The organism is Anaerobacterium chartisolvens (genome assembly GCF_003337415.1).
Classification (GTDB): domain Bacteria; phylum Bacillota; class Clostridia; order Acetivibrionales; family DSM-27016; genus Anaerobacterium; species Anaerobacterium chartisolvens.
In genome coordinates this window covers 56,444-74,462 of sequence record NZ_QPJT01000023.1, presented here as the reverse complement: position 1 = coordinate 74,462, position 18,019 = coordinate 56,444, and the positions used below count along the sequence as shown (strand labels likewise).

Below are 18,019 nucleotides of genomic sequence, written 5' to 3'. Positions count from 1 at the left end.
CTGCCCCTACAATTTTTATAATACAATGAAAATGATTTGGCATGATAATTATTTTTCCACAATTTTATTTCAGAATATTTACATATCATTTACCGGTAGGGGCAGACCTATGTGTCTGCCCTTACGATTTTCTGGCATAAAATTTATACTCTCCTAATAAATTTATGATAAAATATAAAGGAACCGCTTAATATAGTACTATTAATTTTAAAAGGAGAGGGAATGCATGTGTCTTGCCGTGCCCGGAAGGGTGGTAAAAATAGAGGATAAAACAGCAATAGTGGATGTCATGGGTGCTTCTGCGGAGGTCTCGGTAGAATTGATAAGAAATGTGGATATAGGAGATTATGTTCTCGTACACGCTGGGTGCGCAATCCAGAGGATTGATGAGGACGAGGCGCTTGACACAATAAAGCTTTTTAAGGAACTGAAGGAACTGGTAAATGAAAAATAATATCTTAACGCTCTTAAATGAATTTAAGGATTCCGCCACAGCAAGGGACTTAGGAAGGCTTTTGGCGTCGTATGACAAAAGGCCCGTTACAATTATGGAGGTGTGCGGAACCCATACAATGTCTATTTTCAAGTATGGCATAAGAGGGCTTTTGCCCCCAAAAATAAGGCTTGTATCGGGGCCAGGTTGTCCCGTGTGCGTCACGCCCTCCTATTATATAGATGCCGCCGTCGAGCTGTCCCGTAAATCCGATGTAATAATAGCCACCTTTGGAGACATGATGAGGATTCCCGGAAGGGAAGGATCTCTTATGAAGCAAAGGGCTCACGGTGGGGATATCAGAATATTATACTCCCCTCTTGATTCGATAAAAATAGCCTCTGATAATCCGGGGAAAAAGGTGGTGTTCTTGTCTGTAGGATTTGAAACAACCACACCCGTTATTGCGCTTATGGTGTTGAAGGCAAGGGAGGAAGGAATAAAAAACCTTTCAGTTCTGACCGCCAACAAGACAATGCCTAACGCCCTGAAGGCTCTTATACAGGAGGATGCCGGGATTGACGGCTTCATTTATCCGGGGCATGTAAGTGCCATTACCGGGACGGCCTTCTATGAGGAGCTGCTTCGGACGCACGGAATTCCGGGAATTGTAACGGGATTTGAGCCGCTTGATATATTGAGGGCTGTAATTACTCTTTCCGACAACATAAGCAGCGAAAAAAAAGCTGTGGAAAACCACTATTCCAGGGTTGTAGAGAAGGAGGGAAATGCTGTTGCCAGAGCAAAGATGTATGAGGTGTTTGAGCCCTGTGATGCGGTGTGGAGAGGAATAGGCGGCATTGAAGCCTCGGGGCTGTGCGTAAAGCATAAATATAGAGATTTTGACGCGTGGAGGGTGTTCGGAATTAAACAGGGGGAATCCTTTGAGCCTGAGGGCTGTATGTGCGGAGAGGTACTCAAGGGCAAAAAGGCCCCGTGCGAGTGCCCTCTTTTTGGAGGGGTATGCACGCCGGAGAGCCCGGCAGGCGCGTGCATGGTATCCTCGGAGGGTACTTGCGCCGCATACTATAAATATACTGCGTTATAAAAGGGGAGTGCATTTTGCATGTCTGATATAATAACCCTTGCCCATGGAAGCGGGGGAAAGCTTACTCATGATCTTATACGGGATATTTTTATAAAGCATTTCTCAAACGATATTCTGACGAGAGCGGAGGATTCTGCCGTGCTGGACGTGGAGGCGGGAAGGCTTGCCTTTACTACCGACTCCTTTGTCATAACTCCTGTTTTTTTCAAAGGGGGAGACATAGGAAAGCTTGCGGTGTGCGGTACTGTAAACGATTTGGCGGCGTCGGGGGCAAGGCCGTTATACCTTGGCTGCGGGTTTATAATAGAGGAGGCGTTTCCCATAAGGCAGCTTGAGGAAATAGCGGCGTCAATGGCTGAGACTGCGGCGGGCTGCGGAGTAAAGATAGTCGCGGGAGATACAAAGGTGGTGCAGAGGGGAGCTGCGGATAAAATTTTTATAAATACCTCAGGGATAGGAATTATTCCCGAGGGTATAAATATTTCCGCCTCAAATGCCAAGCCCGGAGACAGTGTTATTATAACAGGTACTATAGGGGATCACGGCTGCTCTATATTGCTTGAGAGAGAAATGTTAGGCATTAAGGCGGATATAAAGAGCGACTGTGCCGCATTAAGCGGATTGACTGGAAGCGTGCTGCCGCTTTATCCGAGGCTTCATGTAATGAGGGACCCCACTAGAGGGGGGGTTGCTGCGGCTTTAAACGAAATAGCATCGCAGAGTGGTGTATGTATAAGGCTGTATGAAAACGCCCTCCCCGTAAGAGAGGATGTTATGGGAGTGTGCGGCTTGCTCGGCATGGAACCCTTGTATATGGCCAATGAAGGTAAAATGCTGATAATAGCTCCCGCAGATATTTCCCGGGGGATTTTAGACCGGCTTAAAAAGCATGAACACGGCAAGGATTCCGCAATTATAGGAGAGGTGCTTGAAGCCCCGTCTAAAAGGGTTCTGATGACAACGTTGGCAGGTGGAGACAGGATAATTGAAATGCCCTCGGGGGATCAGCTCCCAAGAATATGCTAAAAAAGCCGGAATTATTTCCTTATATATTTAGCAATAAAGATTTTACATGGGGGATATAGTTTGATGGAAGAAATTTTTTTCACCCGTAAGGAATACATCTAAGAAAAACGCCTGATGATATACCCGTGAGACATTTCCCCGCAAGGCGTCTTTTCGTTGTAGTTAAAAATTTCTGTAAGCAATTATATCCTCCATGTTTGTAAAATCTTTATTGCATCCTATATAGGTATAGGGGAAATAAGAGTTAAACTTGCAATATTTAAGCATTGAATTAAAAAAATTAATGGTTTATTTAAAATTTCTCAATAATAGAGATTAGTTAATAGAAAGTTAATAAAAAGTTAAGATAAATGTTTTGATTAACCGACGCTATATGGTATAATTATCTAAGTGCCTCAAAAAGTGAGTAAGAATTGCTTTACATACGGGCAAAGCTTTGGGGAAGTACAAGGAGAACATATGATTATAAGAATGGAGAATTTATCAAAGACTTACAGGAACGGGAGCATACAGGTTCAGGCACTAAAGGGAGCAAATGTGTCTATTGAGAAGAATGAGTTCGTGGCTGTAATGGGTCCGTCCGGTTCCGGCAAATCAACCCTGATGAACATTCTGGGGTGTCTTGACAGGGCCACAGAGGGAGAATATGAGCTTGAGGGAGTAAATATATCCGGGCTTGACGATTCTGAAATGGCGAGGATAAGAAACTTAAAAATAGGCTTCGTTTTTCAGTCCTTCAACCTTCTTCCCAGAATAACGGCTCTTCAAAATGTAGAGCTTCCAATGATTTATGCGGGGATAGGCGCGAAGGAAAGGAAAAAAAGGGCCATGAACGCGCTGGACAGGGTTGGGCTTCTTGAAAGGATGCACCATAAGCCTAATGAAATGTCGGGGGGACAGAAGCAAAGGGTGGCAATTGCCAGATCTCTTGTAAACAGTCCCGCAATAATTCTTGCCGATGAGCCGACGGGAAATCTTGACAGTGCTTCCAGCGAGGATATAATGGAGGTATTTCAGGAATTGAACAGAGAGGGTGTGACAATTGTACTGGTTACGCATGAGCCGGACATAGCGGAGCATACCAAAAGGGTTATAAGGTTCAAGGACGGATGTATTGTAAGTGATGAGCAGGTACAAAATCCTGTTGACGCGAGAGATTTGATTTCTCTCCGAAAAGCTGAAGGAATGGGGGATTAATTTATGAGTGATTTTCAGATTAGTACAGAGGGCAGTGTGGAGATGGGGAACAAAATGGGATTCTTTCAGAGAGTTTTAGGTGTGATTGCTTCACCTTCCCGCACGATGGAGAATTTGTGCGGGAAGCCCAGAATATTGTTTCCGATACTGGCAATGATTTTTGGAATGGCGGCTTTATACGCGCTGAGATTTCCTCTTTATCAGGATACTATAAGGCCGGCCATGGAAGCGGCTATCATACAACAGGGAACACCGGTGTCGGAGGAGCAGATGGACATGATAGTGACATCAGGTGCTATTGGGGGGATGGTGGCTCTTCCGTTTACCGCACTCTTTATGTGGATAGCTATGACTGCGCTAATTTTTGCGGCTGTTAAAATATTTAAGGGGAAGGGCAGCTTCAAGCAATACTGCTCGATAACGGGGTATGCTTACGTTATAATGCTGCTGTATTTTGTCCTTACGCTGGTGGCGTCGTTTTTTACAAACAGTATACAGCTTGATACATCACTTTTAGCCTTAAAGAAGCTAGTAGCTCCCGGTGTTCTTACCGACGGTTTTGCAGGCAGCTTTGTTTCGGCGCTTTTAAAAAGCTTTGACTTTTTTGGGATATGGCAGTACGTAGTGATTTCTATCGGAGTTGCATACGCAAGCAAGATGTCAATGAAAAAATCTTATATAATTGTATTTACGCTGTTTATAGCAAGCGCATTGCTTTTTGCTGTTTATGCGGGAATTACAAATGCGGGGCAATATATTTAGAACTTGTGGAGGAACTTTATGAAAAAGAAGGTTATTATAGGTAGCGTAATAGGGGTAGTAATTGTGGCGTTTATAGTCGTCAATATTTTCAGCAGCAAGGAAGGTTCGCCTGCTTTTTCCGGGGGCAATGCAATAAGGGTAACTACTGAAAGCATCCAAAAGGGTGATATTTCGTCTTATATATCCGCAAACGGAGTTGTGGAGGAAATTGAAAAGGCAGAAGGCTATTTTGACACCGCGCTTAAGGTGGAAGCAATCCTCGTGGGAAAAAACGAGAAGATTTCCAAGGGACAAAAGATTATCGAGGTCAATCTGGACGATTTGAATTCTCAGCTTGAGCAGCTTAAGGTAAGCAAGGCTACACAAGAGCTGTCCATTAAAAAGATAAGGGCTCATGACAGTAAGGCTTCCGTGCAGACATCGGAGCGCGTAGAGCAGAATAATGTTGAAAATGCTCAGAACGCATATAATGAGGCCCTAAAGAACTACAACAGCAGTAAGGCTCTTTTAGAGGGAGGCTCTATTTCTCAGAGCGATTTTGATAATGCCGCAAAAATCCTCAATGATGCTGAGGTCGCATTGGTTAATGCAAAATTGAAGTATGAGTCGACGGTAGACAGTAATAAGTCCTCGCTAAAGAGCGAAGCACTGGATCTGGAGTCAGAGCAGCAGACATTGAAGGCTACCATGCTTAAAATAGAGGATATGGAAAAGAAAATTAAAAAAATTAATGACATGCTGCTAAGCCCTATTGACGGATTTGTAAGCGAGCTTAATGTTGAGAAGGGTTCCTATATAAATGCCTCGGGGTATGCCTATAAGGTTGTAAACCCGGATAAGCTCCGCATAAAGGCAAAGGTCAGTGAATTCAATGTTAAGAATGTCAAGCCGGGGCAGAACGCTTTTATTACGGGAGATTCAATTGATAAGGACGTGGAGGTTAAAGGTAAGGTGCTGAGTGTTTCGCCTACCGCCACCAAGATCGCTACCAGCAACGGGGAAGAAACCGTTATAGAGGTTTTGCTGTCGATTGATAATGCGGGAGGTTCTGTCAGGCCGGGAATTAATGTGACGTGCGATATTTACACAGTGGAGAAAAAGGATGTTCTTGTTGCCAACCTGAACATGATAGATCTTGACAAGGATGACAACAAGTTTGTTTATCTGGCAAACAGAGAGAACAGCACCATGAAAAGAGTGCCTGTTAAGCTGGGAATAACCTCGGATATGAGTGCTGAGATTATAGAGGGCTTAAAGGAAGGGGATGAGGTAGTGCTTGACCCTCAGCCTACCTTTAAGGACGGCTTGAAAATAACAATAACCGGCGAAGGGAAGAAATGAGGTTAGCAGTATGAATTTTTCGGAAAGTTTCAGGCAGGCGATAGACAGCCTGAGAGCAAATAAGCTTCGTTCAATACTTACAATGATAGGGATAATAATGGGAGTCTTTTCCGTAATAACCATACTGGCGGTGGGGAATGCCACTCAGGGGTACATAGACTCGCAGTTTGAAAAGCTGGGAGCAAATCTTATAACCATAAATTACAGGCCGTCCGACGGCTATAAATCCAGTGAGGCGCTCCAGTTTTCAGATATGGACGTTGTCAGGAAGGTTGCTCCTGAGATAAAGAATATAGCCACATACATACAGAATTACGGCACTGTGAGAGTCGGTTCGGAGACAAGGTCTTCATATATTTTCGGAGTTACTCCGCAGCTCAGGAATATTGATCCTAAGGAAATGGAGATTGGAAGATATATAAGCGATATGGATATATCTACTAAAGCAAAGGTTGCATTAGTGGATGCAAACTTTGCTTTGAGATATTTCAAAAGGGTTGACATAATAGGCGAAACAATTAATTTCAGAACCTCCTGGGGGGCTATGAGTCTTAAGGTGGTAGGGGTATCAAAGATAGGGGATGATTTGCTGGACAGCATGATGAGCAGTGAAAGCTTTCCTGCTCAGATATATATCCCCATAACCACCTTGCAGGAGTTTTTATTTAACGACAAGACGCTGAACAACATAATGGTTACGCTGACGGACAAGGAAAAGACAAAAAGCGTAAGCGACCGAATAGTAACTGCTTTGGAGATGAAGCATGGAGCAAAGGATGTATATTTTGCAAGCAACTCCGATGACGAGCAGAAGATATTTTCATCTATTACCGGAGTAATATCCGCGGTGCTTCTGATTATTGCTGTAATAACCCTTATTGTAGGAGGAATAGGAATAATAAACATACTTCTTGTTTCTGTGACTGAAAGAATAAGGGAAATAGGCATAAGAAAAGCCCTTGGTGCAAGAAAGAAGGATATTGTAATGCAGTTTATTACCGAGTCGATAATGATGACGGGCCTTAGCGGGCTTGTGGGAATACTTTTAGGGATGCTTGCGGGGGCCGTTATCTCATCGCAGATGAAAATACCGCAGGTGGTTGATATAAAGATTATTACAATGGCCTTCCTTGGGTCAGTTGCATTAGGGCTCATGTTCGGGGTATATCCCGCAAAAAGGGCGGCGGATCTGGACCCTATAGAATCACTGAGATATGAGTAAATGCTAAAATAGAATTATGGCTTAAATCCCCATTTTAAAGACTGAATCCTCAGCCTTTAAAATGGGGATTTTTTTATTTTAATTCGGATCTATATAGAAGATATTGTTGTGCTTTTGTGTGTAACCAACCATTATAGGAAATATCATCTTGGGAAATAAGGTAAAAAAGGTAAACAAAAGTATAGAAATGTATTATAATAGTAAAAGGTCGTTTTAATTCAGAATATTCAGATGAGAATAAAAACACTTTTACTATTTTAGGCAACAGGTGTTTTTATTATAGGAATCTATAAGTGCAATGTAAATGGACTTAAGATTCTTAAAGTATTATGAGGAAGGGGGAAATAAAAATGGCAAAGAAAACATTGGGTAAAAAAACTGTTATGCAGGATGGAACATTAGTCGCATTTTCATGTAGCTGCGATTCAATGTGTGCATCTATTCCATGCTACAACTGTACAGCAAAAACTGCATCTTCCACAGTTAATTTGCAAAACTATGCTAAAGGATTGACAACTGCAATATCAGGAAGATGGGCATTTTAATTAGGCTTAAATGAGATGCTGTAAAGTGGCACAGGAAGATGGGCAGAATTGCAACATCTTTCTGTGCCTGCTTATAAAGGGGGAACAAAAAGGGAATGATTGACATGCCGTTCATAAGGCTATTTAAAACAGTGGGATCGTGTTATGTATTTGATGTTAACACAACCTCTATAATTCGCATAGAAGCAGAATTGTATAAAGCTCTGAAAGGGTTGAATGAAGGCAGAATCGGGTGGGCACAGATTGACGATGGCTTAATGGTAAAATTACAAAAGCTCTTGATGCAGGGTTTTTTTAAGCCGTGTAACTTAAACACAGAAATTAAACATTCTGCGGCAGATCAAATAGAAGAGTATATGGAGAATAATATACATCAGTTAATTTTACAGGTAACACAAAATTGCAATCTAAGATGCAAATATTGTGTTTATTCCGGTTCATATATAAACAGAGTACATACCAAAAAAAGAATGTCCCTTGAGATGGCAAAAAAAGCTGTGGATTTTTACCATAATCATAATGGCAATTTAGAAAATGCAATAATAAGCTTTTATGGAGGAGAGCCGTTATTAGAAATAAAGCTGATTCGTGAAATTATTGCATATGCTAAGAAGGTATTTGAAGGGAAAAAGCTCAGGCTCAATATGACAACCAATGCTACTTTATTGACAGATGAAATAGTAGACCTTTTAGAACAAAATGATGTCAGTTTGACAATCAGTTTAGATGGGCCACAGAAGATACAGGACAGCAGCCGTATTTTTGCAGAAAGCGGGAGGGGTACATTTGAGGTGATAATGGACAATTTGGAGCGTATAAGGCAAAAACATCCCGAGTATATGGAAAATATAAGCTTTAACGCTGTTCTGAACGAAGAAAATGATTTTCAATGCAGCAGTAATTTTTTTACATACGACTTTGTGCATTCCGCAATTATTGGAGCTACAACCTTGAATGAAAACAGTGTAAAAGAAGAGCTCCGCTATAATGAAATATTCGATATAAATTATAGATATGAGCTTTTTAAGGCATATCTGTTTTTGATAGGCAGGTTAGAAAAAAAATATGTGTCCAAGCTAATGGAAGCTCAAATTGCAGTCATGAAAGAAAATATTCATAAAAAAATAGTTGCCAAAGGAAAAAGGGGAACAAAATATCATCCGTCAGGCGCGTGTATTGCAGGTGCAACCAGATTATTCGTTAATACGGATGGTGACCTCTTTCCCTGTGAACGGATTAATGAAAGCTGTCAGGCATTCGTTTTAGGGAACTTGGAAACAGGATTTGATATAGATAAAGTTAAAAAACTGTTAAACATTGCAGCATTGACACCAGAGGAATGCAAAACCTGCTGGGCAGGTGATTTTTGCAATGTTTGTGCGGCCGGAATGGAAAAGGGAAATGAATTGTCGGCAGAAAAACGTATTGAGCGGTGTAAAAAGGTCAAGGAGGCAAGTGAGCTGCAATTAAAAGAATACTGCACATTAAGAGAGCATGGATATCATTTTGATTAATTGAGGGAGAGGATAGAACTTGAATGGTTTTAATAAAACAAGAGTGGCGGTATATCCATACGATAACGAAATGTATCCGTACCTGAAATACAAGTCTATGTTGGAAAATATCGATATAAGAATGCTGTTGTCACCGGCTGGGTGGGCTTTAGGGTCAAAAAAAGCATGTGGGTATGAGATAAAAACCATGTTAACTGCGGACGACTATTCAGAGCTGGATGCCCTATGGATAACAGATTCCATTAACAAACTTCAGGAAGAGCATTTGTATGAAGTAATTGAAGAAATGTTAAGAAACGGCAAGCAAATAATATTATCCAGAAAAATTCATCCAGAAACTTATTACGCGATATTGGAAACATGTAAAAGATATTCAGGGGCGCTTATTGATAAATCTATTAATGTAAAAGATTTCACTAAAGAAAATATTCCGCTGTCATTACAAGAGATATATACGCCCATAGTTTGTGTGGCAGGCATAGGAGAACGAACGGATAAATTTTTAGTACAATTGGGAGTTAAGCATTGCTTTGAAAAAATGGGGTATGACGTAGCGATGGTTTCTTCAAGAACAAACAGCATATTTTTAAATAACGTTCATGCATTTCCTGCGTTTATGGAAGGGGACTTGCCTGCGGAATATAAAATTGTTTTATTTAATCATTTTATAAAGGAAATAGAGCAATTAAAAGAGCCGGAGGTAATTATTGTAGGTATACCAGAAGGAATTATGCCTATGAGCAAATTGCAAGTGGGATACTTTGGAATACATGCTTTTGAGATTTTCAATGCAATTACCCCGGACTTTTTAGCCTTGTGTTTGTATGGTAATGATATTTCCGATTTGTACCTAAGCGAGATGAAAAAAATAATACAATACAGGTTTCAAACCAATGTAGACAGCTTCTACTTAAGTAACACCATGCAGGATGTGTTTACCGTAAACAGAGCTATGCCGATAGAGTACTTTGCCAGAGAAACGGAAAATATCAGGCTGCTGGTATCCAATTTAGAAGCTGCTGCGGGAGAAAAGAATAAGATATATACTGAATTGGATATCGAAGCTATGGTACAGCAGATGGTTAAACAGCTAAATGAATATTCTGTAACCGAAGTTCTTTGATTGAGGGGAAAATAAAATGAAAAAGCAAATTGAAAATTCGTTAATGGAGATATTAAAAGATCTGCTGGGTATAGATATAAGTGCTTTGCCGGATGAGGCAAAAAAATATCCTTTGTTATCCGCAAAGTTTGGGATTGAACCTTATCAGATGATAAAATTCATGGAGGCGGTAGAGAAAAAATTTGAATTTAAGGTTTCTCAAGAGGATATTGTGGATCGTAAATTTAATACTTTTCTTGATATTGTAGAAATTATAATGAAAAGTAAAATAGAGAAGGGGTGAGGAAAATGTCCTTTGGAATTCAAAATAATTATTTGGATAAAGCCTTTGGAGCAAGTGATTTAATAAGCATCCAAAACAAAAAAATGAGCAGCATAAGTGACATATCAGCAAAGTCCGATATAGCGGTAAAAACAAAAGAAGTCGGGCAGACAAAAGCATTAATATCACAAGAAATGGAGCTTTTTAAAAAGGAATTTTTTGAAGAGCTTGCTGGAATAAACAGCCACATTACGGTAAGCGGCACGGCTATTAATATATCAGAACAAGCATTTAAAAAGATGAAAGAAAATCCTGAATACAGAGAAAAGATTTTGTCGCTCATCAAACGTGATTTGGGAGATTCGTACGCTCCGAGAAATTGCTCCGTAATGATTACTGTTGGTGGGTCTTTGAATGAATATAGAGCAGATTCATGGCCTGTTACCAATGATTCTGAGTTTAGTATGCGTTCACAAAACAGTTTTTATAAAAAAACCGTTAAGAGCAGAAAAAATGAACAAAAAGAATTATTGGAGAAATATTTGGAACACAAATCTGAACAGAAGCTATTGACAGAAAAACTATTAGTGGAAAATGAAGCAAGAAGGAAATTGCGTAAGGCAGACGCAGAGAAAGCATATAGTTCGCAAACTCTTTTTGATATTTAATTCAATTGCATGAAAAAGGAGGCCGGAGGTAATTAGTGCATAATGTAAAAATCGCGGTTGTTGACAACGGTATTGATGAAGCTCTTTTAAAAAGGCAATTGAACCACAGGGTCTATATAAACCATGATGGACAATGCATTTTTGATAATGCGGATATGAATAAAGTAAGCTTTATGCATGGTACCACATGCGCACTTATTATTGAGAAATATCTTTCCGATTTTTCTATAAGCAGTGTGCGGATATTAAGTGAAAATGGCTCAGGACTGATAGAAGCGCTTTATCAGGCGTTAGAATGGTGCTTAAAGAATGAAATAAAGGTGGTTAACCTTAGTCTGGGAACTAAGCATTTTAAGGATAAAGCTTTAGTCAGGTCGCTTATAAATCGCTGCGCCAATCAAGGAATGTGTATTATTGCAGCAACCGCAAATAGTGGATATATCACATATCCGGCTTCCTTTTCCAATGTAATAGGAGTTGCAATGGAGGGTAACGAACATTGTGAATTTATTGGCAATGAACATATTGGAATTGATGTGGCAGCGCCGTCTGGGCATGAATTGAATATTTGCGGCAGAAAAATTATTAGCCGGCAGAGCAACAGCTATGCAGCTCCGTATGTTACCGCTTTAATTGGTAAGCTGCTCTTGGAAATGGGTTTGCATAATATTGCAGAAATCAAGCAGGCATTGCGTACACACAGTGAGTATAATATGCGCTTGCTGTCGGAGTATTATGAGCCTGATTGGATTGGCACCGCATTAGTCAGAATCCGAAAAACAAAAAGTAAAGCTAACTATTATTTTAATTATGTTAATGGGACAATAAGCCAAGTACCGGATCATGCGGATACCATTATAACAGATAATTTGGCAGAGCTGGAGGAGGCGGGTGAATATAATAAAAACATTGTATATTTAGGCAAAGAAAATATTGAAAAAAATATTTCCGGCAGATTCTTCTGGAGTCCGAAGAAGCGATTAAAGCAAATATTTAATTGTGTGGGTGAAAAAAAAGAATTGAATATTCCGGTAATCCTATGCGAGTTTGACGAAAGCATGGATGAAATGTTTTTGCTTACAGAGTTAAGAAGGAATTTCAATGAGGATAATTATAATATTTATACGGCAAGCCTTGAGGCAGATAGCATATTGTACGATTTGGAATACATACCGAGGGAGTGCCTTGAGGCAGGAGATATAAAATACTTTAATAGCTTTATCTACTGGCAGACCTATTACAAGCAAAGTGACGGAATAATACTTGGAATAAAAGAAAATGTCATATTAGAGTGTGGGGAATTATTACAACAAACAGACATGCGGATAGTATTCAAACAATTGGAAGGAAAACAGGAGGCTACTGTTTGGTGTGATGGAGCAGCATATTGTAAAAAAATATTTGAAAAAACAGACTCCGGCTCTATAAAATTGCTTTATCAGAATATAAAAAGGGTGTTGACAGAGAAATAGAATGATTATGATAAAATCTTTATAAAAAATCCTAGACATCGAGATGAGGAAAATCCGATATCTAGGATTTTTTATTTCAATTCGGATCTAAATAGGACGCGATAAAGTGCTTTGAACTTAAAGCTTGCGGCATTATTCGACAAAAAAGCTTAAGAAAAAGGACTGTTATGGGGTCATCCAGAATGGACAATTGCGGATAACGGAATCAAAAACAGCCTATGGTAATGTGTTCAAAGGATTAAGCCATAATATGCGAAACAACAACCACATTTCTAGCACGGGAGAATATATAAAAAGCTCCGATGTTCACAGTGAACGTTTCCTCTGTCAAAAAAATATTCATTTTTAATGACAAAAATGCGAGAAAAGTATTTACATGTAAAATTTAAAATGATATAATGTGTAAGCAAACAGAAAATATTACATTTATATGAAAGGAGTTGAGACAAATGGCTGATACAAGCAAGGCTATCTCTGAAATCAAAATTCCTAAGGAAGTATTTGAGGAATTAAAGAAGGAAACAGCAAACGCCTCCAACGGCTGCGGTTGCGGCTGTGTTTTGGGAATAATCGTAAAGGTTGACCCATAACATCTGCTTTACGGAGGGGCCGGAATCCTAAAAAGGAATCTGGCCCGTTACCCGCCGATATTGCTATTGGCTTTATGAAAAATTCGCCAATACCCGCTAAAATTATGAATATTTTGATAAAGAGCAAGAACGACTTTTGCTTTTTTCATTCGAGCATTAGACTTTGCTTGTCCTTTTTTACTATATAGGATGCGATAAAGATTTTACAAACATAGAGGATATAATTGCTTACAGAAATTTTTAATAACAACGAAAAGATGCCTTGTGGGGAAACGTCTCCCGGGTCTGTCATCAGGCACTTTTCTTAGATGTATTCCTTATGGGTCAAAAAAATTTCTTCTATCAAGTTATATCCTCCATGTAAAATCTTTATCGCTATATATATACACTTTTGAAACAGATAAAGGAGTGCCTTATAATGGAAAATGTTTCTATGTTAACGACAAAAGAGCTGGATCTAACCAGTGACAGCGTTCTCCCTCAGATACCGGAAATTTTTATTGATGAGCGCAAAGGGCATTATCTTGTGCTCAATCCTCTGGGACCCTGGTGGTTTGTAGGCTCCAAGCTTCATGCCGATTTTGCGGCACTTTGCGACGGCAAGCGTTCATTGGGGGAAATACGGGAGCGCTTATCCGATTATGACGGCTTAACCGATGAGCATATGGTTTTGCTGGCACAGTCGCTTCAAAGGGCTAAGATTTTTACTCCCACTGAAAAGAGGGAAATGCGTCCTTTAAGTGTTATATTTTTTAATATCACAAGGCGGTGTAATCTTAGGTGCCCGTATTGCTATTACGACAGTGTTGCCGTAAAGGACGAGACATATGAGGATGAATTGGATTCAGAGACATGGATTGAGCTGGCGGGCAGGATTGCCGAAATCAACCCCAAGGCAAAAATTATGATTTCCGGGGGCGAACCCTTAATCCGGCCGGATGCGGTATCAATTATTGAAAATATTGCACAGAGGCATAATGTGGAGGTTAAGCTTATAACCAATGGAACGCTTTTTACGGATGAAATTATTGAGAGGCTTTCCAGAGTTAAAAAATTCAGTATTCAGGTCAGCATAGACAGTATGATCCCCGAGCTGAATGACAAAACCCGCGAAAAGGGGAGCCTGGATAAATCAATGGATACCGTTCGGAAGCTCAAGGCGGCCGGAATTGACTTTGTCATCTCTTCAACGGTAACCAGCATCAACATTGACAATATCCGCGGCTTCCGGGATTATTGCATCAAAAACGGCTATGGCTTCCGCTCCTCCATATTCACTCTGTCGGGCGATTTGTCCAAATCGAATAACGACTGGCTGGGACTGACCTCGGAGCAATACTTTGATGCGTGTACATATGCTCTGGAGGATTTCAAGCCGGATACTACGATGGGGCATCCTGTAGTGCCGGGAGTGCGCCGGTACGGCTGCGGAATGGGGTATGGGCAGATGGATATCAGCCCCGACGGCTCTGTGTTTCCATGCAGTCACCTCAACAAGCCGCAGTTTCTCATCGGAAATATTAAAACCTCCAGCATTCAGCAATTGATTGCCGAGGGAGAATACCGCTATGGCTATTGTGAGGTGGACAACATTTCCTATTGCACCGAGAGCAAATGTCCCGTAAGATATTTTTGCACGGGGGGCTGCAGGGCAAATACATACAATAATTTCGGAGAGATAAACGCTCGCGCCAAGTATTGCGATCAGCATAAGCAAAGCTATATAAGCGCCCTCTGGGTTTATATGATGGGGCCGGATTACTTGAAAGACTCTGGAAAAGAGGATGGCAGAGAATGAAGTCCAACGTTACCGATATCAAAAGCGATATATCTCATCAGACGGTGCTTCCTGCGCTTTGGGAGCTGTATACCGAAAAGAGGGGGGATGATTTTTTAATCCTCAATCCCCGTGGGCCATGGTGGTTTATAGGCTGCCGGATTCACGCCGACTTTTTAAGGCTTTGTGACGGCAAGCGTTCCATAAGTGACATTCATGGCATTTTGCTTCAGGATAATGAAGGGCTGCTGTGCGATGACCTTGTCCGGCTGGCCGAAGCGTTGGTCGGCATAAATTTTTTTGCTTCGGGTAAAAACAGCCCCGTCAACCGATGCAGCAGCATCCATTTTTATGTGACGCGGAGATGTAATTTGACATGTCCCTTTTGCTTTAACGACAGCACACCCGCCCGGCATGATGAGCGTTGCCGGGAGCTTACCGCCAAGGAATGGATTGACTTGGCCTCTGAAGCTGCGGAAATTAATCCCAATGCCACCGTTTCCGTTTCAGGGGGAGAGCCTCTGCTGCGTGACGATATTATGGAAATTATTGACGGAATATCCCGCAATAATCTAAAGATAAGGCTTATTACAAATGGTACGCTGGTTGATAAGTGCATAACGGAATACCTGTCCAAGGTTCCCGGCCTGAAGGTTCAGGTGAGCATAGACAGCCTTATCCCTGAGGAAAACAGGCGTACACGGGGGCACGGAAGCCTTGAGAAAGCATTGCCGGCAGTCTTAAGTATGCTTGAGGCGGGAATAGACGTGGGGATTACATCAACAATCACCAGTATAAACATGAAAAGTACCTGGAGGATGAAGGAATTTTGCAGGCAGCATGGCATAGTCTATGGAACGTCCTTCTTTTTTGAGGCGGGCAAGAGGGCCCGGAGCAACTCCGGCTGGCTGGAGGTAAAGCCCGAAGAAATTATGGAGGCCATAGATTGCGTTGCCGGTCATTCTCCGGATTCGGATGAGGGCGGCATAACACCCAAACCGGGTATACGCCGGGTACATTGCGGAATGGGCTGCGGGCAGCTTTCCATCCACCCTGACGGGTCGGTGTCTCCTTGCAGGCTTCTGCTTGATCCCGCGTTTTATCTTGGAAATATACAACAAGACCCGCTTGAACAGCTCCTCCGGCTTGGCTGCCAGAGGTTTGATTTTATCGGAGTCGATACCATGACCTGCGGCTGCAATACGTGCCCGGTGAGATACATGTGTGTCGGCGGCTGCAAGGCAATTTCCTTCTATCACGACGGAAAGCTGGACAGTCTTCCTCCAAACTGCGCTCTGCTCAAAAAGATTTATATAGAAAGCCTGTGGGCCAGTGTATAGAAGCAACCTATATAAATTAGGCTTTTGCATATCGGATAACGGAGGATGTAAAATAATATCCTCCAGAATAATTTCTACTCTAACTACAGAAGCATGTATACGTGTAGAAGACGCTTGTGACTTTAGTTAGCCTAAATTGTAGCGCGGTCACGTATTCCGGGGAAATTATCCTTCCGGAAATTATTTTACATCCTTTTTAGATAGTTTGCATCCTAATTTATATAGGAGTTTAGCTGAGATGAAAATTTAATTTGAAAGAGGTGGCTGCTGATTATGAGGGATATGGATAGCAGGGTAAAGGACATAATAGCCAAGGCTATTTTACGCCAGAAATCCGTCGGCGACGGCAAAAGCGACATACATAAGGGAACCGTCGGCCTTAACAGGCATAATTTTTATTTACATAAAAAAGTGCTGACAGACGATACCGAGCTTGGGCATTTGAAAAACGACATAGCTCTTAACAATTCGTTTTCCGACATAAATCAGGCAATTGTATTTGTAGATAAGGAGCCGCATTTAAACTGGGCGCATGAGTGCGAATACCATATGTATAACGGGGATACGGGAGAGCATATTCAGACAATACCTGCCCGGATGCCGCCGGTATCCTTTATTCTGAGCAGCGAGCAATACGAGGCTGTGGGCGATTTGGTACAGCGGCCGGACATGCCTTACGGCAATATAAAGCTGAAGCCCATTGACGGCTTAGACGGCGTGTTGAGCAAAAAAACCGGAGAGAGGTATGCCATATTGTTTTCCGGGCTGACCTACTACAGGCATCTGAACGACCTTGAATACCTGTACAGGACATTAATACATGTATATCAGTTTAATCCTGAGAATATCACTGTGCTAAGCTGTCTTGGAACTCTGGATTATTTCGTTGACCCGAATGATCCCGTATACCCCAAGGGGATTTGGCCGGGAGACAATACTCCTTACCAGTTGGTGGTAAACGGGAAGGGCTCAAAGCCTGCTTTGGCGGCTGCCTTGAAAGGATACAGCACCAAGCTTTCTGGGGACGACCTGCTTTTGATACACACCAACGGCCACGGGGACGGGCCGAAAGTGGAGGGGGAAGCGGGACTGTCCAGCCTTATGTGCATGTTTGACAGCCCCCCGCCGCAAAACGGAAGCCAGCCTGATATACCGGAATTTGATTGTGCCGAGTATGCGGACATTCTTAAAACCTTCCCGGAGTTTGACACTATGGTTGTAATGATGGAGCAGTGCCATTCGGGGGGCTTTTCAGAGCCGACAATGACAGGCAGCAAGGCAAGAAGCACTGTATTTTCGGCAGCCTGCCTGCCATGGAAGGAATCGGCGGGCGCGCAGAAGTTTGATCCATATGCCTTTTGCTGGATCAGTAAGGTGTCCCAGAGTGATGCGGTGGACGTTAACAGCGCCTACGATTATGCCAGAGAGAACACAGTCCCTTCCGACACGCCCAATGACGCCAATAAGCCTGAAAATTGCGGTGACGGTATAAGCTTGAGGTAAGGGGAGGGGAAGGCGGGCACCTTTCCTATTTGCAGGCTGTTAAATGAGCAGAGTCTATTATTTATACGAAGGAAGTATTTTTTAAGACTATGAAATATAAAGAGAAGATGGGTATTGTGGCCTGTCTTCTTTTTGT

Annotated in this window: 17 protein-coding genes; all 17 read left to right on the top strand. The window is 41.7% G+C overall.

The window, feature by feature from the left end; translation table 11 throughout:
* The first annotated feature begins 226 nt into the window (after positions 1–226).
* Positions 227–454, top strand: coding sequence for a HypC/HybG/HupF family hydrogenase formation chaperone (locus tag DFR58_RS16930; RefSeq protein ID WP_114299043.1), 228 nt, complete (start codon positions 227–229; stop codon positions 452–454).
* Entirely contained in the window at positions 444–1,541 is a 1,098-nt protein-coding gene (gene hypD, locus DFR58_RS16925; protein WP_114299042.1) for a hydrogenase formation protein HypD, read from the top strand. Before DFR58_RS16930 ends, hypD begins: the two co-directional genes overlap by 11 nt.
* Positions 1,542–1,559: 18 nt before the next feature.
* Positions 1,560–2,567 (top strand): hydrogenase expression/formation protein HypE, encoded by a 1,008-nt coding sequence (hypE, locus tag DFR58_RS16920; RefSeq protein WP_114299041.1) that lies wholly within the window; start codon positions 1,560–1,562, stop codon positions 2,565–2,567.
* A gap of 459 nt (positions 2,568–3,026) precedes the next feature.
* Complete coding sequence (locus DFR58_RS16915) at positions 3,027–3,764, top strand: ABC transporter ATP-binding protein (RefSeq protein WP_114299040.1); 738 nt, start codon at positions 3,027–3,029, stop codon at positions 3,762–3,764.
* Positions 3,765–3,767: 3 nt separating this feature from the next.
* On the top strand, positions 3,768–4,526 hold the full coding sequence (locus tag DFR58_RS16910) for a Yip1 family protein (protein WP_114299039.1): 759 nt from the start codon (positions 3,768–3,770) through the stop codon (positions 4,524–4,526).
* Between the two features lie 18 nt (positions 4,527–4,544).
* Positions 4,545–5,867, top strand: a complete 1,323-nt coding sequence (locus DFR58_RS16905) for an efflux RND transporter periplasmic adaptor subunit (protein ID WP_114299038.1) — start codon at positions 4,545–4,547, stop codon at positions 5,865–5,867.
* 10 nt (positions 5,868–5,877) lie between these two features.
* The gene (locus tag DFR58_RS16900; RefSeq protein ID WP_114299037.1) at positions 5,878–7,089 is read left to right on the top strand and encodes an ABC transporter permease; all 1,212 of its coding nucleotides are present in this window, start codon (positions 5,878–5,880) and stop codon (positions 7,087–7,089) included.
* 350 nt (positions 7,090–7,439) lie between these two features.
* A complete protein-coding gene (locus tag DFR58_RS16895; protein ID WP_170138201.1) occupies positions 7,440–7,634 on the top strand; it encodes a CLI_3235 family bacteriocin precursor in 195 nt (64 codons plus the stop codon).
* A 95-nt stretch (positions 7,635–7,729) separates the two neighbouring features.
* Entirely contained in the window at positions 7,730–9,148 is a 1,419-nt protein-coding gene (gene ccpM / locus DFR58_RS16890) for a Cys-rich peptide radical SAM maturase CcpM (protein ID WP_114299035.1), read from the top strand.
* Positions 9,149–9,167: 19 nt separating this feature from the next.
* Positions 9,168–10,271, top strand: a complete 1,104-nt coding sequence (locus DFR58_RS16885; protein ID WP_114299034.1) for a TIGR04066 family peptide maturation system protein — start codon at positions 9,168–9,170, stop codon at positions 10,269–10,271.
* 16 nt (positions 10,272–10,287) lie between these two features.
* The gene (locus tag DFR58_RS16880) at positions 10,288–10,554 is read left to right on the top strand and encodes a hypothetical protein (protein WP_114299033.1); all 267 of its coding nucleotides are present in this window, start codon (positions 10,288–10,290) and stop codon (positions 10,552–10,554) included.
* Positions 10,555–10,559: 5 nt separating this feature from the next.
* On the top strand, positions 10,560–11,201 hold the full coding sequence (locus DFR58_RS16875) for a hypothetical protein (protein ID WP_114299032.1): 642 nt from the start codon (positions 10,560–10,562) through the stop codon (positions 11,199–11,201).
* 35 nt (positions 11,202–11,236) lie between these two features.
* Positions 11,237–12,673 (top strand): S8 family serine peptidase, encoded by a 1,437-nt coding sequence (locus DFR58_RS16870; RefSeq protein WP_114299031.1) that lies wholly within the window; start codon positions 11,237–11,239, stop codon positions 12,671–12,673.
* A 449-nt stretch (positions 12,674–13,122) separates the two neighbouring features.
* A complete protein-coding gene (locus DFR58_RS21945; RefSeq protein WP_170138200.1) occupies positions 13,123–13,263 on the top strand; it encodes a hypothetical protein in 141 nt (46 codons plus the stop codon).
* Positions 13,264–13,681: 418 nt separating this feature from the next.
* A complete protein-coding gene (locus DFR58_RS16865; RefSeq protein WP_114299030.1) occupies positions 13,682–15,061 on the top strand; it encodes a radical SAM/SPASM domain-containing protein in 1,380 nt (459 codons plus the stop codon).
* The gene (locus DFR58_RS16860) at positions 15,058–16,380 is read left to right on the top strand and encodes a radical SAM/SPASM domain-containing protein (RefSeq protein ID WP_114299029.1); all 1,323 of its coding nucleotides are present in this window, start codon (positions 15,058–15,060) and stop codon (positions 16,378–16,380) included. The genes DFR58_RS16865 and DFR58_RS16860 overlap by 4 nt, the downstream gene beginning before the upstream one ends.
* 273 nt (positions 16,381–16,653) lie before the next feature.
* Complete coding sequence (locus tag DFR58_RS16855; protein ID WP_114299028.1) at positions 16,654–17,883, top strand: hypothetical protein; 1,230 nt, start codon at positions 16,654–16,656, stop codon at positions 17,881–17,883.
* Positions 17,884–18,019: the final 136 nt, after the last annotated feature.